Origin of the sequence: Tumebacillus flagellatus (assembly GCF_000714935.1) — a bacterium.
Taxonomy (GTDB): domain Bacteria; phylum Bacillota; class Bacilli; order Tumebacillales; family Tumebacillaceae; genus Tumebacillus; species Tumebacillus flagellatus.
On record NZ_JMIR01000007.1, the window covers coordinates 91177 to 108498 of the forward strand.

At 55.8% G+C, this 17322-nt stretch carries 19 protein-coding genes; 10 read left to right on the forward strand and 9 right to left on the reverse strand.

Features of this window, described 5'->3' with window-relative positions:
• Positions 1–30: 30 nt before the first annotated feature.
• Positions 31–1098, reverse strand: a complete 1068-nt coding sequence (locus tag EL26_RS06925) for a cation diffusion facilitator family transporter (protein ID WP_081857040.1) — start codon at positions 1096–1098, stop codon at positions 31–33.
• Positions 1099–1259: 161 nt separating this feature from the next.
• Complete coding sequence (locus EL26_RS06930) at positions 1260–2249, reverse strand: metallophosphoesterase family protein (RefSeq protein ID WP_038086020.1); 990 nt, start codon at positions 2247–2249, stop codon at positions 1260–1262.
• Positions 2250–2368: 119 nt separating this feature from the next.
• On the opposite strand from EL26_RS06930, the gene EL26_RS06935 reads away from it, so the two are divergent.
• Entirely contained in the window at positions 2369–3472 is a 1104-nt protein-coding gene (locus EL26_RS06935; RefSeq protein WP_052036092.1) for a M24 family metallopeptidase, read from the forward strand.
• Between the two features lie 51 nt (positions 3473–3523).
• On the opposite strand, the gene EL26_RS23545 is transcribed toward EL26_RS06935, so the two are convergent.
• Together EL26_RS23545 and EL26_RS23550 are read right to left on the reverse strand one after the other, a co-directional pair.
• Positions 3524–4711, reverse strand: a complete 1188-nt coding sequence (locus EL26_RS23545; protein ID WP_052036093.1) for an FtsW/RodA/SpoVE family cell cycle protein — start codon at positions 4709–4711, stop codon at positions 3524–3526.
• A 290-nt stretch (positions 4712–5001) separates the two neighbouring features.
• On the reverse strand, positions 5002–6369 hold the full coding sequence (locus EL26_RS23550; RefSeq protein ID WP_052036094.1) for a lamin tail domain-containing protein: 1368 nt from the start codon (positions 6367–6369) through the stop codon (positions 5002–5004).
• 249 nt (positions 6370–6618) lie between these two features.
• Here EL26_RS23550 and EL26_RS06950 point away from each other — a divergent pair, with 249 nt between their 5' ends.
• Complete coding sequence (locus EL26_RS06950) at positions 6619–7461, forward strand: GTP pyrophosphokinase (RefSeq protein WP_038086021.1); 843 nt, start codon at positions 6619–6621, stop codon at positions 7459–7461.
• Here the strand turns inward: EL26_RS06950 and EL26_RS06955 are convergent.
• From EL26_RS06955 to EL26_RS06965, 3 genes are all read right to left on the reverse strand, one after another.
• Positions 7458–8261 carry a S1 domain-containing protein gene (locus tag EL26_RS06955; RefSeq protein ID WP_038086022.1) on the reverse strand — a complete coding sequence of 268 codons (804 nt, stop codon included), beginning with the start codon at positions 8259–8261 and terminating at the stop codon, positions 7458–7460. The genes EL26_RS06950 and EL26_RS06955 overlap by 4 nt on opposite strands.
• Before the next feature lie 170 nt (positions 8262–8431).
• The gene (locus EL26_RS23555) at positions 8432–9013 is read right to left on the reverse strand and encodes a DsbA family oxidoreductase (protein ID WP_052036095.1); all 582 of its coding nucleotides are present in this window, start codon (positions 9011–9013) and stop codon (positions 8432–8434) included.
• A complete protein-coding gene (locus EL26_RS06965; RefSeq protein WP_338010852.1) occupies positions 9013–9450 on the reverse strand; it encodes a CoA-binding protein in 438 nt (145 codons plus the stop codon). Before EL26_RS06965 ends, EL26_RS23555 begins: the two co-directional genes overlap by 1 nt.
• 165 nt (positions 9451–9615) lie before the next feature.
• Here EL26_RS06965 and EL26_RS06970 point away from each other — a divergent pair, with 165 nt between their 5' ends.
• The 5 genes from EL26_RS06970 (at position 9616) to EL26_RS06990 (ending at position 14367) form a co-directional block, all read left to right on the forward strand.
• Complete coding sequence (locus EL26_RS06970; protein WP_038086026.1) at positions 9616–9975, forward strand: arsenate reductase family protein; 360 nt, start codon at positions 9616–9618, stop codon at positions 9973–9975.
• 17 nt (positions 9976–9992) lie between these two features.
• Positions 9993–11210: a M16 family metallopeptidase gene (locus EL26_RS06975; protein WP_038086028.1), complete on the forward strand. Its 1218-nt coding sequence runs from the start codon at positions 9993–9995 to the stop codon at positions 11208–11210.
• Positions 11211–11409: 199 nt separating this feature from the next.
• Positions 11410–12333: a DMT family transporter gene (locus tag EL26_RS06980; protein ID WP_038086030.1), complete on the forward strand. Its 924-nt coding sequence runs from the start codon at positions 11410–11412 to the stop codon at positions 12331–12333.
• Between the two features lie 140 nt (positions 12334–12473).
• Entirely contained in the window at positions 12474–13625 is a 1152-nt protein-coding gene (locus EL26_RS06985; protein ID WP_038086031.1) for an AAA family ATPase, read from the forward strand.
• Positions 13609–14367, forward strand: coding sequence for a hypothetical protein (locus EL26_RS06990; protein WP_038086033.1), 759 nt, complete (start codon positions 13609–13611; stop codon positions 14365–14367). The genes EL26_RS06985 and EL26_RS06990 overlap by 17 nt, the downstream gene beginning before the upstream one ends.
• Positions 14368–14444: 77 nt before the next feature.
• Here the strand turns inward: EL26_RS06990 and EL26_RS06995 are convergent, their stop codons facing one another.
• The gene (locus EL26_RS06995) at positions 14445–14933 is read right to left on the reverse strand and encodes a hypothetical protein (protein ID WP_052036096.1); all 489 of its coding nucleotides are present in this window, start codon (positions 14931–14933) and stop codon (positions 14445–14447) included.
• 162 nt (positions 14934–15095) lie between these two features.
• On the opposite strand from EL26_RS06995, the gene EL26_RS07000 reads away from it, so the two are divergent.
• Genes EL26_RS07000 through EL26_RS07010 form a run of 3 tightly spaced genes read left to right on the forward strand, consistent with a single transcriptional unit; the run spans position 15096 to position 16305 of the window.
• On the forward strand, positions 15096–15836 hold the full coding sequence (locus EL26_RS07000; protein ID WP_038086035.1) for an SDR family NAD(P)-dependent oxidoreductase: 741 nt from the start codon (positions 15096–15098) through the stop codon (positions 15834–15836).
• Between the two features lie 11 nt (positions 15837–15847).
• The gene (locus EL26_RS07005; RefSeq protein ID WP_038086038.1) at positions 15848–16087 is read left to right on the forward strand and encodes a hypothetical protein; all 240 of its coding nucleotides are present in this window, start codon (positions 15848–15850) and stop codon (positions 16085–16087) included.
• A gap of 35 nt (positions 16088–16122) precedes the next feature.
• Positions 16123–16305 (forward strand): hypothetical protein, encoded by a 183-nt coding sequence (locus tag EL26_RS07010; protein ID WP_038086039.1) that lies wholly within the window; start codon positions 16123–16125, stop codon positions 16303–16305.
• Between the two features lie 108 nt (positions 16306–16413).
• Here the strand turns inward: EL26_RS07010 and EL26_RS07015 are convergent, their stop codons facing one another.
• Positions 16414–17307, reverse strand: a complete 894-nt coding sequence (locus EL26_RS07015) for a TIGR01777 family oxidoreductase (RefSeq protein ID WP_038086041.1) — start codon at positions 17305–17307, stop codon at positions 16414–16416.
• Positions 17308–17322 lie beyond the last annotated feature (15 nt).

A 17322-nucleotide genomic window follows, 5' to 3' on the forward strand; every position in this document is an offset into this window, starting at 1 on the left:
ACGGGTCATGCGACGACGAGGGCTTTTTTCTTAGTGGTCGTGATGATGGTGGTGATCACCGTGATGGTGATCGTGCTCTGTGTCGGAGCAGAGCAGGGAATTTCCATGCGGATGTGCCCCGTCTTCCGTCTGGATCGTGACATGCCCGATCTTCTGGTGCGACAGGTGGTGCTCGATCTCGCGCAAGATGGACTGGCTCTCTTCGATCGTCATCGCGCCGTCGAGCACGACGTGGCAGGAGAGGGCGTTTTTGCCGCTGGTGATGCTCCAGACGTGGAGGTCGTGGACGTCATGCACGCCTTCGACAGAGCGGATGATCTCGGCGATTTGGTTCAGCGAGATGCCGTGCGGAGTGCCTTCCATCAAGATGCCGACGGTCTGCTTGACGATCTTCCAAGCGCCAAACGCGATCAGGACGGCGATCAGGACGCTGAGGATCGGGTCGACGACGTACCAGCCGGTGAAGAGGATGATCAAACCGCCGAGGATGACGCCCGCCGAAGCGGCCGCGTCGCCGAGGATGTGGAGCACGGCGCTGCGGACGTTGATGTTGTCTTCCTTGCTGAGGCCGAAGCCGAGGTACAAGTTCAGGACCAAACCGACAGAGGCGGAGATGAACATCCACGTGCTGCCGACCGGCTCGGGGTTTTGGAAGCGGGCGTACGCTTGCCAGAGAATGATCACGGCGATGACGAGCAGGGTGGAGGCGTTGACGAACGCGGCGAGAATTCCGGCGCGGTGGTAGCCGAACGTCATTTTTTCATTGGCGGGCTTTTGCGCTTGTTGCATGGCGTACCACGACAAGCCGATCGCCGCGATGTCGGTCAGGACGTGACCGGCATCGGAGAGCAACGCCAAGCTGTGCGAAATCACCGCGCCGACGATCTCCACGACGAGGATGATCAGCGTCAGAAAGAACGCGGTCTTCATCTTGCCAATCGGGGCGTGCGTGTGGAACACGTCGGAGTGGTCGTGATCATGACCGTGACCGTGTTTATGAATGCGATCATGTTCATGACCGTGATCATCTTTATGATGGTGACCGTCGTGATGAGGGTGATCGTGATCATGAGCACCCGGTTTATGCGTACGGGACATCAGCAGTCCTCCTCGATCTACCAATATATGAGCATCTATTCATGTATCTAAGCTTACTGTATGCCCGAGGAGAGGGTACTGTCAACAACGGGTGTTGCGAAGAATTACGAACTAAACAGGGCCGCCCCGCGACCTCCAGGCAGCCCTGTCCATTCAGACGGTCACCGCAGCGGAATCTCCACGTGCTCCGCCCATGTTCCGTCCTGATGCAACCGCGTCTTCACTACAATGCGGTCGCGATACACCTCTACGAACCGCGACTCGCTCCACTCGCCGTGCGCAACCATGTACACCCCGTCCCCGCGCTTTTGCGCACCGGGCGCGGGCTTCGTCGAGAGTGCCACCGGCTCATACACCGAACCCAATCCGAAGAAGTGCACGCCGTTTTTGACGATGTGTTCCGTTTTTTCCCGCGCGCTGACATGCGAATGACCGGAAAACCACACGAGGCGCGGATGCAGCGACGCGATCCGCAGCAGCTCCCGGGTCTGCACCGCGCTCACGCCGAGATCGGTCTTGCCCACCGTCCCGTCGAGCGGCTGATGCAAAAAAACAAACGTCGGCGCATCGGGTGCGGAACGCAGCGTTTTTTTAAACCAAGCCAGTTGGGCGTCCGACAGCCAAGCCGCTTCGCCGATCTGTTTTTGTTTGACGCTGTACTGTTCGGGGGATAAAAAGATCAGATGCACCCCGCGCACCCATTTCTCATAATAGAGGCCGGGCAGGTCGAACGTGCGCCGGAACGCGTCCTTGGCCGACTCGTCGCTCCACTTCGGGTCGATCCACGTTTGATAGTATTCGTGGTTGCCCATCGTCACGTACACGGGAGTTCCGGCGTGGTCGTCGGCGATCTGGCGGGCGAGCGACATCGCCTGCGGACTTCCGGTCGTCGTCAAGTCGCCGTTGACCACCTCGAAATCGGGGTGAAAGTGACGCAAATCCCGCAGCGCATGAGCGAACTTCAACGCGCCGTCCACGTGCGGCGGCTCCCACCGCGACACCACATGCACGTCCGACATCACTCCAAAGGTGGGCAGCGGTTTTTCCGCGGGGGTGTCCTCGCGTTCCGACGAGTGCGCCGGGGACAGAGCCAAGCAGAACAGCAGGCTGATCACGATCGCGAACGTGAGCGGGAAGAGACGTTTCTTCACACAAAAGCCCTCCTCTGTCTGTTTCGGTCGTCCTAGTTTGCCCCGACGGGAGGAAATCCACGCTGCATATGGAAACTTAACGTAGACACAGAACACACAGGGAAAATGGAGGCATCGAGATGTCAATTTACGACGTGCGCATCTCCCGCATTCGGGAGTGGATGAAGGAACGATCGGTCGAAGTGGTGTTGGTCACTTCGCCGCCGAACGTGTTTTATTTGACCGGATTTGACTGCCACCCGCACGAGCGCTTCATGGCGCTGTGCTTGACCGCAGACGGCGGCGCGGCGCTGTTCGTGCCGACGCTGGAGAAGGAGGAAGCGGAGAAGTCCGGCTTCCCGCACATCGTCACCGTCTCCGATACAGACGACCCGATGGCGAAAGTCCGCGAAGTCGTCGGCGACGGCCCGTTCGGGCAACTTGCCGTCGAGAAGCAGCACCTCACCGTCGCTCGCTATGAGCAACTGCAGACCGTCTTCGGCACGAATCCGTCCGTCGCGGCGGAAGACCTGCTGCTCGGCATGCGTCTGCAGAAAGACGAAGCCGAAGTCGCGATCATGAAAAAAGCAGCCGAGATCGCCGACCGTTCCGTGGAAGCGGCCGTCCGCGCCATCGCCGTTGGCAAAACGGAAGCGGAAATCGTCGCCGTGATCGAATCGACGATGAAGTCGCTCGGCGCATCGGGTCCGTCGTTTTCCACCATCGTGCTCGCGGGGGATCGCAGCGCCCTGCCGCACGGGACGCCGGGCAACCGCAAGATCCAAGCGGGCGATTTCGTGCTGCTCGACCTCGGCGCGGTCTATGAAGGCTATTGCTCCGACATCACCCGCACGGTCGTGGTCGGCGAGCCGAGCGACGAGCAAGTGCTGATCTACGAAGCGGTGCTGGCGGCGAACCTCGCGGGGATCGCGGCGACCAAGGCGGGTCTTCCGGCGAAAGTGGTCGACGCAGCGGCTCGTCAAACCATCGAGGGCTTCGGCTACGGCGAGTATTTCACGCACCGCGTCGGCCACGGCCTCGGCATCGAAATTCATGAATTCCCGTCGATGCACGGCAACAACGAAGCCCAACTCGTCACGGGCATGGTCTTCACGATTGAGCCGGGCATCTACGTGCCGGGATTGGGCGGCGTCCGCATCGAAGACGACGTGCTCGTCACCGCAGACGGCGTGGAGGTCCTGACCTCCTACCCGAAAGAACTGCAAATCCTGCCCGCAGAATAAAAAATCCCCCTGCCTGCACCATGTCATGTGCGGTGCGCAGGGGGTTTTTTCTTAGGAGGAAAACGACAAGCCGGCACGCTGTCCTCGAATGTTCAAGACAAGTCCGATCAGGATGAAGTTGGTCAACAGCGACGACCCGCCGTAGGAGATGAACGGCAGCGTCACGCCCGTCATCGGCACGAGCTGCAACGACATGCCGATGTTTTCAAACACCTGACAGGTGAACATCCCGGCGATCATCGTGCAGAGATACATGCCGGACCGGCTGGTTGCGTGTAATCCGACCGAGACGATGCGGTAGGCAAGCAACAAATAAAGCGTGACAACCAGCGACGAGCCGACAAATCCGGTCTCTTCGCCGATGACCGAATAGATGAAGTCGGTCTGTTGCTCCGGCACCCAGTCGCCTTGCGTTTGCGAGCCGTGGAACAGCCCTTTGCCGATCAATTGGCCCGAGCCGATCGCGACTTTGGCTTGGTAGACTTGAAAACCGTCTCCGGCGAGACTGTCTTCCGGGTGGATGAACGTTTCGAAGCGGCCGTATTGGTGCTCTTTGAGCACTCCTTTTTGTTTCAACGTGTCCAGCGCGTGCAGCGTCTGGTCGGGCAGCAGGAACGCGGCGGAATAGAACACGATGCAAAACCCCAACAGCGTGCCGAACAGGTACAGGAACGCCTTGCGCGGCAGGTGCACGAACAGCACCGATCCGACGGCGGAGAGGATCATCATCGTCTGACCGAGTTCCGGCTCGATCAGGATCAAGAACAGACCGATTGCACCGTAGGCGGCCAAGCGAGCGTAGCGCTTTTGTGCGCTGAGCCGCTCCAGGTCGATCATTTCTTCCGGGGTGAGGAACTTGACGATCATCAGGACGAAGATGATCTTGAAATACTCGGAAGGCTCGATGGCAAAACCGCCGGGAAGCGCAATCCAAGCGTGCGCTCCGTTGACTTCAGGCGTGAAAAAAACGGCGATCAACAGCACGATGTTGAACCAGTACGCCCACTCGATGTTTGCCAACAGGGAGCGTAAGTTCAAGCGGGCGATCCCGATCATCGCCAGCAGTCCGACGACGATGGCGCCCAATTGTTTGTACACGAACGTCATCGAATGACCGGGTTCAAACGCGTGGGTCGCGCTGCTGATCGTATAGAGCGAAACGCTGCAGATCATCAGCACGACCGCGATCAGCGCGTAATCAACGTGTTTCCAGCGACGGGTGAAGTTTGTCGGGTACATAGAGACTCCTTCGGTTCAAATCAAGATTGAGTACGGGTGCTTGCGAGTCAGGACTTTGTCCCAAACCCCTCTCTACTTTCGTCATCTTACACCCACTGAAAGGATTATTCAATCGGAATCTTTACGAAAATCTTGTGTCAGAAGGGTAGAAAAAAAGCCCTTGCCCACGCAGATGCGCGGAGCGAGGGTTTCTTCTTGGCGGTCGTGTATCCGATGACTGATGATAGAGAATCGATAAAAAAGAACCTGCCGCCGGATGACGGTCAGGTTCTTCGGGGGTTGCGTTGGAATTAGTTGATGACGCCCGCGAGGTAGTCAATGGTGTTGACTGCGAGGACTTTGTCATTGTCCGCGTTCCACCCGTCGTACAAGTTCTTGCCGGAAGCGCCGGTGCCGTCATCGTACAGCGAGGAGTCGCCCAGTGCCGCGAAACGGCCGGAACCGTACTTGCCGTGGATGTGGAACGCGTCTGCTTGGCCGGTCAGGAACACGTCGTTGACGATCGTGGAATTTGCGCCGGTCAAGTGGATCGTGGAACCGTTCCAAGCGCCGACGGAGGAAACGCCTGCGGTTACGGAATTTGCACGGATGTCCGTGATCGGGTCTTGGGAAACGTTGTTGCGGTTGAAGTAGAAGCCGAACGTAGCGCCAACCCAGGAACCGGTTGCCGGATATGCTTCGGTTTGGGAGCCGTCATAGATTTGCACGGAGTCCCAACCGTCGTTGTTGCGGTCGGAAACGATATGGTCGGCGATGAAGTAGACGCCGCCGCCGTTTTGGATAAACGTGTTGATCGCGGTCTTCTCTGCGGAGGTGTAGTTGATGTTCGGCTCCGGCAGAACGAGGACTTTGTAGCCGGAAAGCACGGTAGACGAGATCGTCGAGGTGGTGGAGCTTACGGTGTAGCCTTTCGCGCGCAGTGCGTCTGCGAAGGAAGAGTTCGCGCCGCCGATCGTCCAGTCCGCGTTGCCAGCGGTTTGACCGTGGCCTTGGTCCCAGAGGACTTTCGTGCCGGAAACCGTACCGCCGCCACCGGTGTCACCGCCGCCGCCGCCGCCGCCCGTGCCGGTGTTGATGGAGTTGACTTTGCCCATCGTGCCGCCGGAAACGGTGGAAGAGCCCCAGTTCGTCGAGGACGAGGAAGAACCTGCCGGGTCTTTGCGTTCCAGCGAGTAGCCGGTGCCGTTGCCGCCCCAGGAAGAGGTGAATTCTACAGAGTCGATCACTTCACCCGATTGCGCGAGGTTGTCGCCGTTGCTGTCGGAGAACAGTGCGACGCCGTCGCCGGAGTTGCCCAGTGCGAAGTTTCCGGACCATTTGTACGTTGCGCTGGAAAGCGAGTTGCCGATGGTGATGTAACCGCCTGCCGGAATCGTCGTGCCGGACGGGAACGTGTACACGCCTTCGGTCAGCGAAGTAGCGCCAACGCCGTTATCGGTCAGTTTGTAGCCGGACAAGTCGATAGCAGAAGAAGTTTTGTTGTAAAGCTCAACCCATTCTTGCGTCGTACCGGATGCGTAGTTGTACATGATTTCGTTGACAACGACCGAGCCGGCAGCAATCGCTGCGGAAGCCGGTTGAACATGATAAACTGCCGGTGCAACGAGTGCGCCGACCATTGCCAAACTGGTCAATCCGATAACTGTGCGTTTTTTCATGGTTCCGTGAATCCCCCTTGGAAGGTTGTCCTGTCTTCGAATTCAGTATAAATGATATTTGTGATAATTTCAACAATTATTTGTAAAGAATGCATATGTAATTGAATTCCATTTCCGCAAATCCCACACAGTTTTTCAGAATTGAATTCAGGGAGGAAAAAGGGCGGCAGAAATGGTATTCTTATTGAAGGAGAACGAACAGGCACGGTACGTACGCACGGCGATTCAGTAAGGAGAAGAGAATCTAACATGAGCACCGCCTATAAGCCCAGCAGGGGCGATTTTGAACGGCTGTCGAAATTTCGCGCGCCGTATCAACAAGCTGTCGATGAACTCAAAGTCAAATTAAAAGGCATCAAGTACGGCTGTCTCGAACAAGACCGCTACTCGCCGATCGAATTCGTGGTCGGCCGCGTCAAGTCTGTCGAGTCGCTGTTGAAAAAAGCGGAGAAGAAGGGCATCCAGATCGGCGTCGGCAACTGGGTCGAGGAGATTGAGAGCCATGTGTACGACATCGCCGGCCTGCGCGTTGTCACCCGCTATCTGGAAGACATCCGCGAAGTGCAGGAGATTCTCTGCGAACGCGAGGATTTCCAAATCGTCGAGATCACCGATTACATTGACACGCCCAAGGAATCGGGCTACCGCAGCGTGCATTTGATCGTGCGCTACCCGACGTATCACGGCTCGCAAAAACGCGATGTGCTCTGCGAAATTCAGTTGCGGACGCTGGCGATGAATTTCTGGGCGACCAACGAGCATGAGTTGCGCTACAAGTACGACGAGAAGCTGCCGGAAGAGATGAAGGAACAACTCCGCCGCGCCGCCGACGCCGCCAACGAGCTCGATTTGCAGATGGCGCAATTCCGCCGCGACATCCGCACTTCGCAAGAGATCATGCGCGAAGACATCGTCTCCAACGAAGACAAACTGGAGGAAATCTTCTCGCTCTACGTCAAGAAAGACTTCACGCGCGCCGCGGAACTCTACCAAACGTACTTCGCCGCTGCGCACGACTTCACGTACAACCCGAAATTGCAGATGATCGACGAGATGCTCAATTCCCGACTCGTCAAAAAACCCGGCTCCTAAGGAGTCGGGTTTTTCAATGCGCGTTCTATGAGAGAGAGCAACAGATAGTTCAAATCGGGTTCAAAATTGTCGACCACCGTCTGCATCGCATAGGTGAAACGGAACGTGTTGTTTTTCTCCAGCAGGTCGCGCAAGAGTTTTTGCGCCTGTTCAGACATCGCGGTCTGCGAGACGCCTTCAATGAATTTCTGAATGTCAGCAAGTTCAGAATCCAGACGCGCTGATAGCGAATCGCGGGTCGGCACGCTTGGAACCGGCTGGGAAGTCGTAAATTGATGCGGCGCCAATTCGCCGGCGGGGGTCGCCACGGGAGCCGGAGGTTGCGGAGCGGCAAACGTCGGAGCGGGAGCAGCGGTCGTCGGAGCCGCCGGCGCGGCACCGGTTGCAGTCGGTGCAATCACATCCGGAACGACCAGCGCATCCGCCACGGTCGGAGCAACGGTTGCCGTTGCGGACGGAGTCGAAGCTGCGTCGTGGAATTTGTCTCTGTCCTTCTCTTTGCCGTCCATCGTGAAAGCAACTTCGCCGCTGCGGCGGTCATATTTCGTAATGCGTACCGTAATCGATTCTTCGCGCTCGATCATCTCCGGCAATTTGCCTTGCAGATCGACTGCCATCTCGCTGTTGTGCAACAAACCGCTCAATCCGTCGGTCGTGGACGCAAAGCAACCAAAATCCATCATGCGAAACGGAAACACTTCAATCGTTTGGCCAACATGGTATTTCCCGGTCAAGCTCGGCTTCAAATTGTCCTTCTTCGACCGACCAAACTGTTGTACATACCGCAATGTCGTATCCATAGAGAGCCCGTACTCCTTTAGTAGCAGGATATGTAAACCTAAAAATTCTACCTTATCCATTTAAGTTAACAGTCTCCATCACCATTGTCAAGTCAGCACGAAAAAAGGGAACTCCGCCGTCGGTCGGGAGCTCCCTTTTCAATAAAAAGTTGTAAATACGTTGAAAGTTTCTAGCGAGCCAATTCGCGCAGTTGTTCCAACGTCGGCATGTCGTCAAAGTGGTGGATCAACAGGCGCTTCGACGCGTCCGCTCTGTTCACATAGTCGGGGATCGTGTCGAGGTTTTCGTCTGCCGCTTGTTGCAGATCGGTTTCATACGCGGCACGGCCGGCATCGCTCTCCAGCGCTTGGCGGAAATCGGCACCGTTCAAGCCGACCGATTCGGCGAGTTGCACGAGCACGTCGCGGTCGGAGATGTCTTGCTTCTCTGCCCAATGCGCCCGATAGACCGCTTCTACATAGGAAGCGGCCGCTCCGAACTGTTCAGCGACTTTGGTGGCGATCAGCGCCGGGACGGTGTCCGATTGAACGGGAGACGAGACGCGGATGCCCGTCTCTTCGCGCAATTCCTTCAAGCGCACGCCCGCCGCTTCGCGGTAGCCTTCCGGTTTTTCCGGCGGGTTGGCGTTCGGCGGCATCTTCCAGACTTTATACTTGATCTCGACGCCCTCTTTCGCCAGTTCGCGGATCGTGTGCGCGCCGATGTAGCACCACGGGCAGGCGTAATCAAAGTGGTAGCGCAATCCGCTCATCAGTGTTTCCCTCCCGCGAGCAGCACGCTGTGCGCCACGGCGATGCACTGATCCATGAGGATCTCCACGCCGTTTTCTTTCGCCAGTTGTGCGGCTTGCTCATCGTACACGCCCTGTTGCGCCCAGATGCGTTTCGCGCCGGCTTTGATGGCCGATTCGACGACGCTGTACAGTTCTTCGGAGCGGCGGAAGACGTTGACGAGGTCGATTTTTTCCGGAATTTCTTCGAGGGCGGCGTACGGTTTTTCCCCGAGCACGTCGGTTTTCAGCATCGGGTTGACCGGCAGGATCCGGTAGCCGCGCGCTTGCATCGTTTCCGCGATTTGGTAGGAGGTGCGGTCCGGCTTGTCGGACAGTCCGACCACCGCGATGGTTTTGGTTTCTTGGAGCCATTGTTTGACGATTTCGTTGGACGGAGCTTCATACATGGCGATCATCACCTATTCTGCTTTTTGCCAACAGCATACCCTATTGATTGGAAAAAAAACTGTCGCCCACGACACATTCCGGGCGTTCGAGATACTCCCGTCGGGTTTCAAAAAGGGGACAAACATGGTACATTGAACCCACATCCATTCATATACATAGGAGGAACAGCACGAATGGCAGAGATTCTTTTCTATGAATATCCCAAGTGCGGTACCTGCCGCAATGCCAAGAAATACTTGGACGCAAACGGCGTCGACTACGAAGACATCCACATCGTGGACCAACCGCCGACCCAAGACCAATTGCGAGACTATCTGGAGAAGAGCGGGCTTGAGATCAAGAAGTTCTTCAACACGAGCGGCAACAAATACAAAGAACTCGGTCTGAAGGACAAGTTGAAAGACATGAGCGTCGAGGAGCAACTTCGCTTGCTCGCGTCGGACGGCATGTTGATCAAACGCCCGATCCTCGTGCGCGGCGACCGCGTGACGGTCGGCTTCAAGGAAGAGGAGTTCCAGAAAGTGCTCGGTTAGGAGCGTGTGTGCAGAGGATGATACGCAAAACGATATTGCCCAACGGCTTACGAATCATTACGGAAAAAACCCCCTATCTGCGCGGGGCTGTGGCGCACTTGCGCTTTGGCATCGGTTCCGGCTTGGAGCCGTTCCGCTTGTGGGGCGTGGCGCACGTCTTGGAACACATGGTCTTCAAAGGCACGCCGACGATGGACCAAGTGGTGTTCGGCAACGAAATCGCCCGCTTGGGGTGCTCGACCAACGCGTCGACCGGCTTTGAATCGACGACGTTTGAAATCGACGGGCCGGCAGAGACGATCTTGCAGGGCTTGGATCTGTTTGCGGCGTTGATCGCGGGGTTCCATGTGCCGGCCGAAGAGTTTGACAAGGAAAAAGACGTGATCCAAGAAGAATGGAAGATGTACCGCGACGACCCGTCCGCGTGGGGCGAAGACCTCGCTTACCATTCGCTGCTCGGCAACTACGCGCACCCGACGATCGGGACGCCGGAGTCGGTCGATGCTCTGACGCGCCGCCAAGTGTTGGAGTTTTCGCAGGCGTATTACACGCCGGACAACTTGGTGGTCGGGCTCGTCGGCAACGTCGAGCATGAAGCGGTGGTGGAAGTGCTGGCGAAGCACTTTGGCGGCAATGCGCGCAAGAGCCAGAATTTGCGCGTGCCGCCGCTCTCGCAGATCAAGTCGCGCCATGAGGAAGAGGAGTGCGAGCAAGAGCAAGTGTTCCTCGGCTTCCGGGCTCCGGCGATTCAGCGTCCGGATCTGCCGGCGTTCGATACGGCGATGACGATCTTCGGAGGCGATTCGTGGTCGCGCTTGTTCCAGCGATTGCGTAACGAACTCGGTCTCGTCTACACGGTGGAGGGCGGATATTCCGGGTGGCAGCATGTCGGCACGTACATGATCTACGCCGGGTGCCAGCCGAGCGAAACGGACCGCGTGCTGGCGGAGATCCTGCACGAGATCGACCGTTTCCAACGGGACATCACGGAAGACGAACTGCTGCGTTCCAAAGCGATGCTGCGGGCGTCGCTTCTGATGAGCAGCGACCAACTGGGCAACAAAGTTCAGAAGCTCGTCGACGACGAAGTGCTCTGGGGCGAATGGCGTCCGTATGAGCGCGACATCGCCGATCTGGAAGGAGTCACGCGGGAAGACGCGCTGCGTCTCGTGCACGAAGTGTTTCATGACACGCAGATGACCCGCGTCACCGTCGGCCCGTACCAACCGAAATAAGGCAGTTATCCTCGCCGAACAAAGCCCCTTGCCGCACGCGGACAAGGGGCTTTTCGTCGTGCAGGCACAACGTTGATCTGCGCGGCGCTTGCCCAACAGGGAATCGGTACTCAAGATGCACGCTGTGAAGGAAGAAATGGTGTATAATCTTCGCATTGAGCACTTATTTCGAGGAACGAATTTTAGGGGAGTGTGGAATTTGGGCGAGGAGAGAAAGGCCAGGCTGCTGTTGGTTTTTGTCGTGGTGATCTGGGGGTTGAACGTGGTCATGGTCAAGTATCTGTCCGACTTTTTCACCCCGACGATGCTGGCGGCGTGGCGGATCGGGGCGGCGGCGCTGCTGTTGACGGGGATGACGGCGAAACAGTACGGGTTTCGCAAACTCACCGTCGGCCAGTGGGGGACGATCATCGGCATTGCCGTGTCGGGGATTTTCCTGCACCAGATTACGCTGTCGGCGGGCTTGAAGCTGACGACCGCTTCCACAGGATCGTTGATTCTCGGCTTGAACCCGTTGGTGACGATGGTGCTGGCGTACGTTCTGTTTCGCGAGCCGTTGACGGCGCGCAAGATCGGCGGAGTGCTGCTCGGTTTTTGCGGCGTGTTTCTCGTTGTGTTCGGCGCGTCATGGGAAGAGACGTCCACGCTGCACTTTGGCAAGGGCGAATGGCTGGTCGTCCTCGCGATGCTCGCGTACGTGATTTCGGGGATGTTTATCAAAAAAGCGACGCAAACCCTCCCGGTCATGGTCGTCACCGCGTACAGCCACGTCACGGCGACGGTGTTGTTGGCGATCACGGCGACGGGGGAGCAACTGGTTTCGAACCAGCCGTTTACGTTGCCGGGCGACTGGTTTGTCTGGGTCGTGTTGCTGTTCTCCGGGATCATGGCGACCGGGTTCGGCTCGATCTGGTGGAACTCCGGCATCCGCGTAATCGGGGCGGGACGGACGTCGATGTACATCAACGGAATGCCGATGTTGAGCTTGATCTTCTCGGTGCTGCTCTTGGGCGAGTCGATCACGTGGATTCATATCGTCGGGTTCACGGCGGTGTTTCTGGCGATCGTGCTCGGGACGGGGAAGCCGAAAGCGAAAGCGGCGTCACTGACGACGAGCGCATAAAAAAAGCGGTTGCCCTTGGAAGGGGGCGGCCGCTTTTTATGTACGGTAAAAAAATTACATGTAATGAGGCAGTGTGTGTACCTTTTTTTCTTTGACAGGATATAATAGCAGGAGGAACTTCGTGAAAGGGAGGAATCGAAATGCTAACTTCTCTTCGAATGAAAAATTATACATCATTTAAAAATGACACAATACTGGATCTTAAAAGCACCGGATACAAAATTCTTGAACGATCGAATGTGCATGAACAGGTGCTGAAGGGATTGTTTTTTGTTGGGCCGAATGCATCGGGGAAAACGAATGTCATACGAGCTTTGCGGTTGTTGTTGGAGCTTTTGTTTGCGGAAAAGATCGTGAATTTGTCTTCCAATGTATGCCTGTTTTCAGTGGAACACTCGTTTCTCTTGGAATACACGTTTGAAATCGGTCAAGCTGTCATCGAATATCAGATTGAATTTGACACGCAGCAACGCAAATTTCTGGTAGAAAAATTGACCGTCGATCAGGAGGAAGTCTTGAATCGGGTCGGAAGCAACGGTGAAACGAAACTAACAGATGCGAGATTGTACTCGAATATCGACGACTATTCGCTCTTGTTGAGGGAGATTTACTACAATACAAAGTTTCGCGCTCACGAAACACTCAAGAAATGGTTCGAATTCTTGCTGAACTCCGTGTATGTGGACGGCCACGAAAGAGTTCTTTTTTCACCGGGCAAACACGGGTTGCGGTTGAACGAATATGTGCAATCCGAGGCAGGAGTTCAGACCATCAATCAATTTTTCACCGACTATCACTTCGATCAACGAATTGAGTACTCCAATTCGAGTGAGGGACCCCTTAATAGAATGGACAACGGAGAGGAGAAGCGGATCTTTTTTAAACGGGAAGGAATTGGAGAGCCCATTCCGTATTGGATGGAGTCGTTGGGGAACCGAAATTTACTCAATCTATTACCAGCCTTTTTCCACGTGGTTCAGCGTGGGGGTATGCTGATCATTGACGAATTCAGCAGCGGTCTCCATAATTTCCTTGAGGAATTGCTGATCCGATATTTCATGAAAGCCTCAACAAACGCTCAGATTTTTATCGTATCTCATTCCACAAACCTGCTCACAAATGCGCTGTTGAGACCTGACCAAATATACGCTGTGAATTTTTGGGGCAAAGAAGGAAGCGGACTCAAGTTATTTTCATCAGAAAAACCGAGAGAAGCGCAAAACTTAGAGAGAATGTATCTCAACGGCGTGTTCGGAGGAGTGCCGGAATACAACGATGAAGATCTCGCGTAACAAGGACAAAAACATCGGTCGGGTTCTGTTTATTGTTGAAGGGGAGAAAACGGAATTTTGGTTGTTGAGGCGGATTTTCAAAGATATATTAGATTATCAATATGAGTACAAAAAGCGGATGGGGCAATACAGAAAAGTGAATGAAAAGGAAAAAATCACGTCTTCGGTATGTGTTGTGAATGCGCAAAGTTCGGCTATTACATCACTCGATGACAGCAATGAATACCTCAATCAACTCTTTGCGGAGTTGATTGAGGTACACAATTTCCCTGTTGATCGAGCCGCGATCTATTACCTCTTCGACAGAGATGGGGGTTCAAATAAAAACTCGAAATTCATTCTCGATCTGATCGACCGGTTAGGGAATGCAACCGACAACGGGGAATACCGGCAAGGTTTGCTGTTGCTTAGTTATCCGGCAGTTGAAAGTTTTGTGGCGTCTAATTTTATCTCGGGTTCCTATATGCTGCAGTTTGAATACGGGCATCAACTCAAACACCACTTGCATGCGCAGACTATTAATCAAAGTAGGATCAGTGAGGAAACCCTTCAGAAAGCAGTTGAGGAACTGGTAACAGCCATTGAGCATTTTGGGTTTGGGCCGTATGATGTGTCATCATTTCACCGATTGGTTTTTGAATATCAAGAGCAACAGTATCAGACGAGTTCCACATACAGCGTCTTAAGTCTGCTGGCGATTGTGTTGCTGGATTTGGGAATTTTCGAGGTAGTGGACGAGTAGGACGAATTTGTTTTGCTTTACAGGTTCCAATGAAAAAGCGGTTGCCCTTGGAAGGGGCGGCCGCTTTTTGAGTTGAGTTAGAGGCGGAAGATCGGGTCTTGGCCGTGGAAGGCGATGCAGAGCTTCAGGTTTTGCGGGGTGTTGCTTTGCACGGTGCGGCAGGCTTTGGCGAAGACGAGGACGGTGGCGGCGATCAGGGAGAGCGTCTCCGGCGTGTCGAAGTCCGTGTAGAGTTCCGCGAATGCGGGCAGCGAGGGGCCGGGGAAATCGCGCGTTCCCGGACCGGGAGCCGCCCAGTCTTCGTTGTCCGCTTCGAGCGGATAGTATTCCTTGCAGACGGTAAACGAGCTGTCCCAATTATTGTCGAGGTCGTATTCGAAATAGACCGCCTGCGCAAACGTGCGCTTGGCGAGCTGCAAGGCGCGATGGAGGCCTTTTTCCAGTTGGGCTTGGTAGTCTTCTAAAGATACGGCGCGTGTGGTGTCGTTGAGGCATGCCTCTAAAGCTTGGAGGTTGCCTGTGGATAAGTGCTGTTGGATGTCGGAGAGTTGAGTGAAGAGGGTCATGGGGTGGCCTCCTGTTTTGGAGTCGAAAGTGTTTGTTGTAAGGTTCTCCTCTTACGGGGGAAAAACCTCCATTTTTTTACAAAATGTGTCCGCCCCCACTTCCAGCTTCAGTCTTGAAAAAGTTACAATGAATCATATACCAAGGAGAGAGGGAGTAGGAGAATGGAGATCAAAGGGAAAGTTGCGATTGTCACCGGCGGCGGGACGGGGATTGGGCGGGCGACTTGCTTGGCGTTGGCGGAGCGCGGCGTTGCCGTTGCCGTGAATTATTCGCGGTCGCAAGCCGAGGCGGAAGAGACGGTGCGAATCATCACCCGTAACGGCGGACGCGCCATCGCTGTTCAAGCGGACGTTTCTCAAGACCACGAAGTCCGCCGGATGGTCGAAACCGTCGCCCGGCAATTCGGCACCGTCGATCTGCTCGTCAACAACGCCAGCATCACCCGCCACATTCCGCTCGTCGACTTGGAGTCCGCAACGGAAGACGTCTGGGATGAGCTGTACGGCGTCAATGTGAAAGGGATGTTTTTCTGCGCAAGAGCGGTTGCGCCGTATATGAAAGAAAGCCAACTCGGCGCAATCGTCAACATCGGCAGCATCGCCGGGCAAACGGGTTTGGGCTCCTCGCTTCCGTACGCCGTCTCCAAAGCTGCCGTGCACGCGCTGACGAAATCCCTCGCCCGCGCTTTGGCTCCGACGATTCGCGTCAACTGTGTCGTGCCGGGCGCCGTGGAAACCAGATGGTGGGAAGGGCGCGAAGAGCAGATGAAAAGCCTCGCCCCCAACCTCTTGCTGCAACGCATCGCCACTCCGGAAGACATCGCGCAACTGATTCTCTCCACTTTGGAACAGGAAGCGATGACCGGTCAAATCATCACCGTCGACAGCGGGCAAACGTTATGAGGTGATACGGGATGTTTCGTTTCTTCAGCAAGTATAAGAAACTCGTCTACACCAGCTTCGGCTCGGAGTCGTACTTCAAAGCGGTCGGCAAACTCCAAGCGGCCGGCATTCCGTACAGCACCAAAACGCCCGGCAACTTGTCCGCCCTCGGCTCCTCTTCCCGCCTCGGCCCGGACATGACGCAATACGATCTCTACGTAAAACCGCAAGATGAAGCGTGTGCATTAGAGGCAATTCACAGGTCGATGTAGAATAGATTCAACAGCAGTTTCAGGAGGTGAGCAGGGTGCCAAGAGCAGAGAATCGGAAAAAGCCGATCAGCAACGGAGGCGGCGTGAAACAGGGCGGTTTCCAAAACAAGCAAGGAAACGGCGGTGCCGGTGGAGCATTTGGGCAGGCGCAGTCGAAGAAACAAGCCCTTCTTGAGAAAATGAAAAAACAATTGACCGACAAATCCAGCAATTCCTAATGCACAAAGCCCGCAGCCCGTCACAGGCGCGGGCTTTTCTGTTTCAAAAAACGAAAGTCTCCGGCACCGGTGCGGTTGCAGGAGACTTTTTTTCCGAGCATGAGAGATTTATTTCCCGAGCAATTGTTTCAGCGCGGGTTCGAGCGTTGGATAACGGAATTGGAAGCCGTGATCGAGGACTTTCTGCGGCAAGACCTTCTGACCTTCCAGCAAGAGCACGGACAGTTCGCCGAACAGCAGTTTCATCATGAACGCAGGCACCGGCATCCAATGCGGACGCCCCGCGACACGACCGACGACGCGGCCGAACTGGTCGTTGGTCAACGGATTCGGCGCGGTGCCGTTGACCGCTCCGTCAATTTCCGGATTCTCGATGCAGAAGTTGATCATTCGCACCATGTCGTCGACATGAATCCACGACAGCCATTGCCGTCCGCTGCCGACTTTGCCGCCGACGAACAGGCGGTAGGGCATGAACATCTTGGGAAACGCGCCGCCGTCCATGCCGAGCACGATACCGACGCGCACTTTCACCACGCGGTCCGCCGGAATTTGATCGGCCGCCCGTTCCCACTCCTCCACCACGTCCGACAGAAAATGATCGTGCACATGCGGAGAGTTCTCATCAAACGTCGCCGTTTCCGACAGGCCGTAGATCGACATGCCCGACGCGTTGACGACGACGCCCGGTTTGCGCGACAGCTTGGAGACCGCGTCGGCGATCTGCCCGGTCGTGTCCAAGCGCGATTGCAAGATGCGCCGCTTCGCTTCCGCCGTCCAGCGCTGGTTGATCGATTCGCCCGCCAAATTGACGACGGCGTCGATCCCGTCGAGGAGCAGGGGATTTTTTTGCAGGTCGTTCCACGTGAGCGAAGAAAGCAGGGGGGAGGTCGTCGGTTGCTTGGAGCGGGAGATGAGGACGACCTCGTGTTGTTGGTTCAGCCAGTCGTTGATCAGGTGCTGTCCGATGAAGCCGCTGCCGCCTGCGATTGCAATTTTCATCGTGTTCTCTCCTTT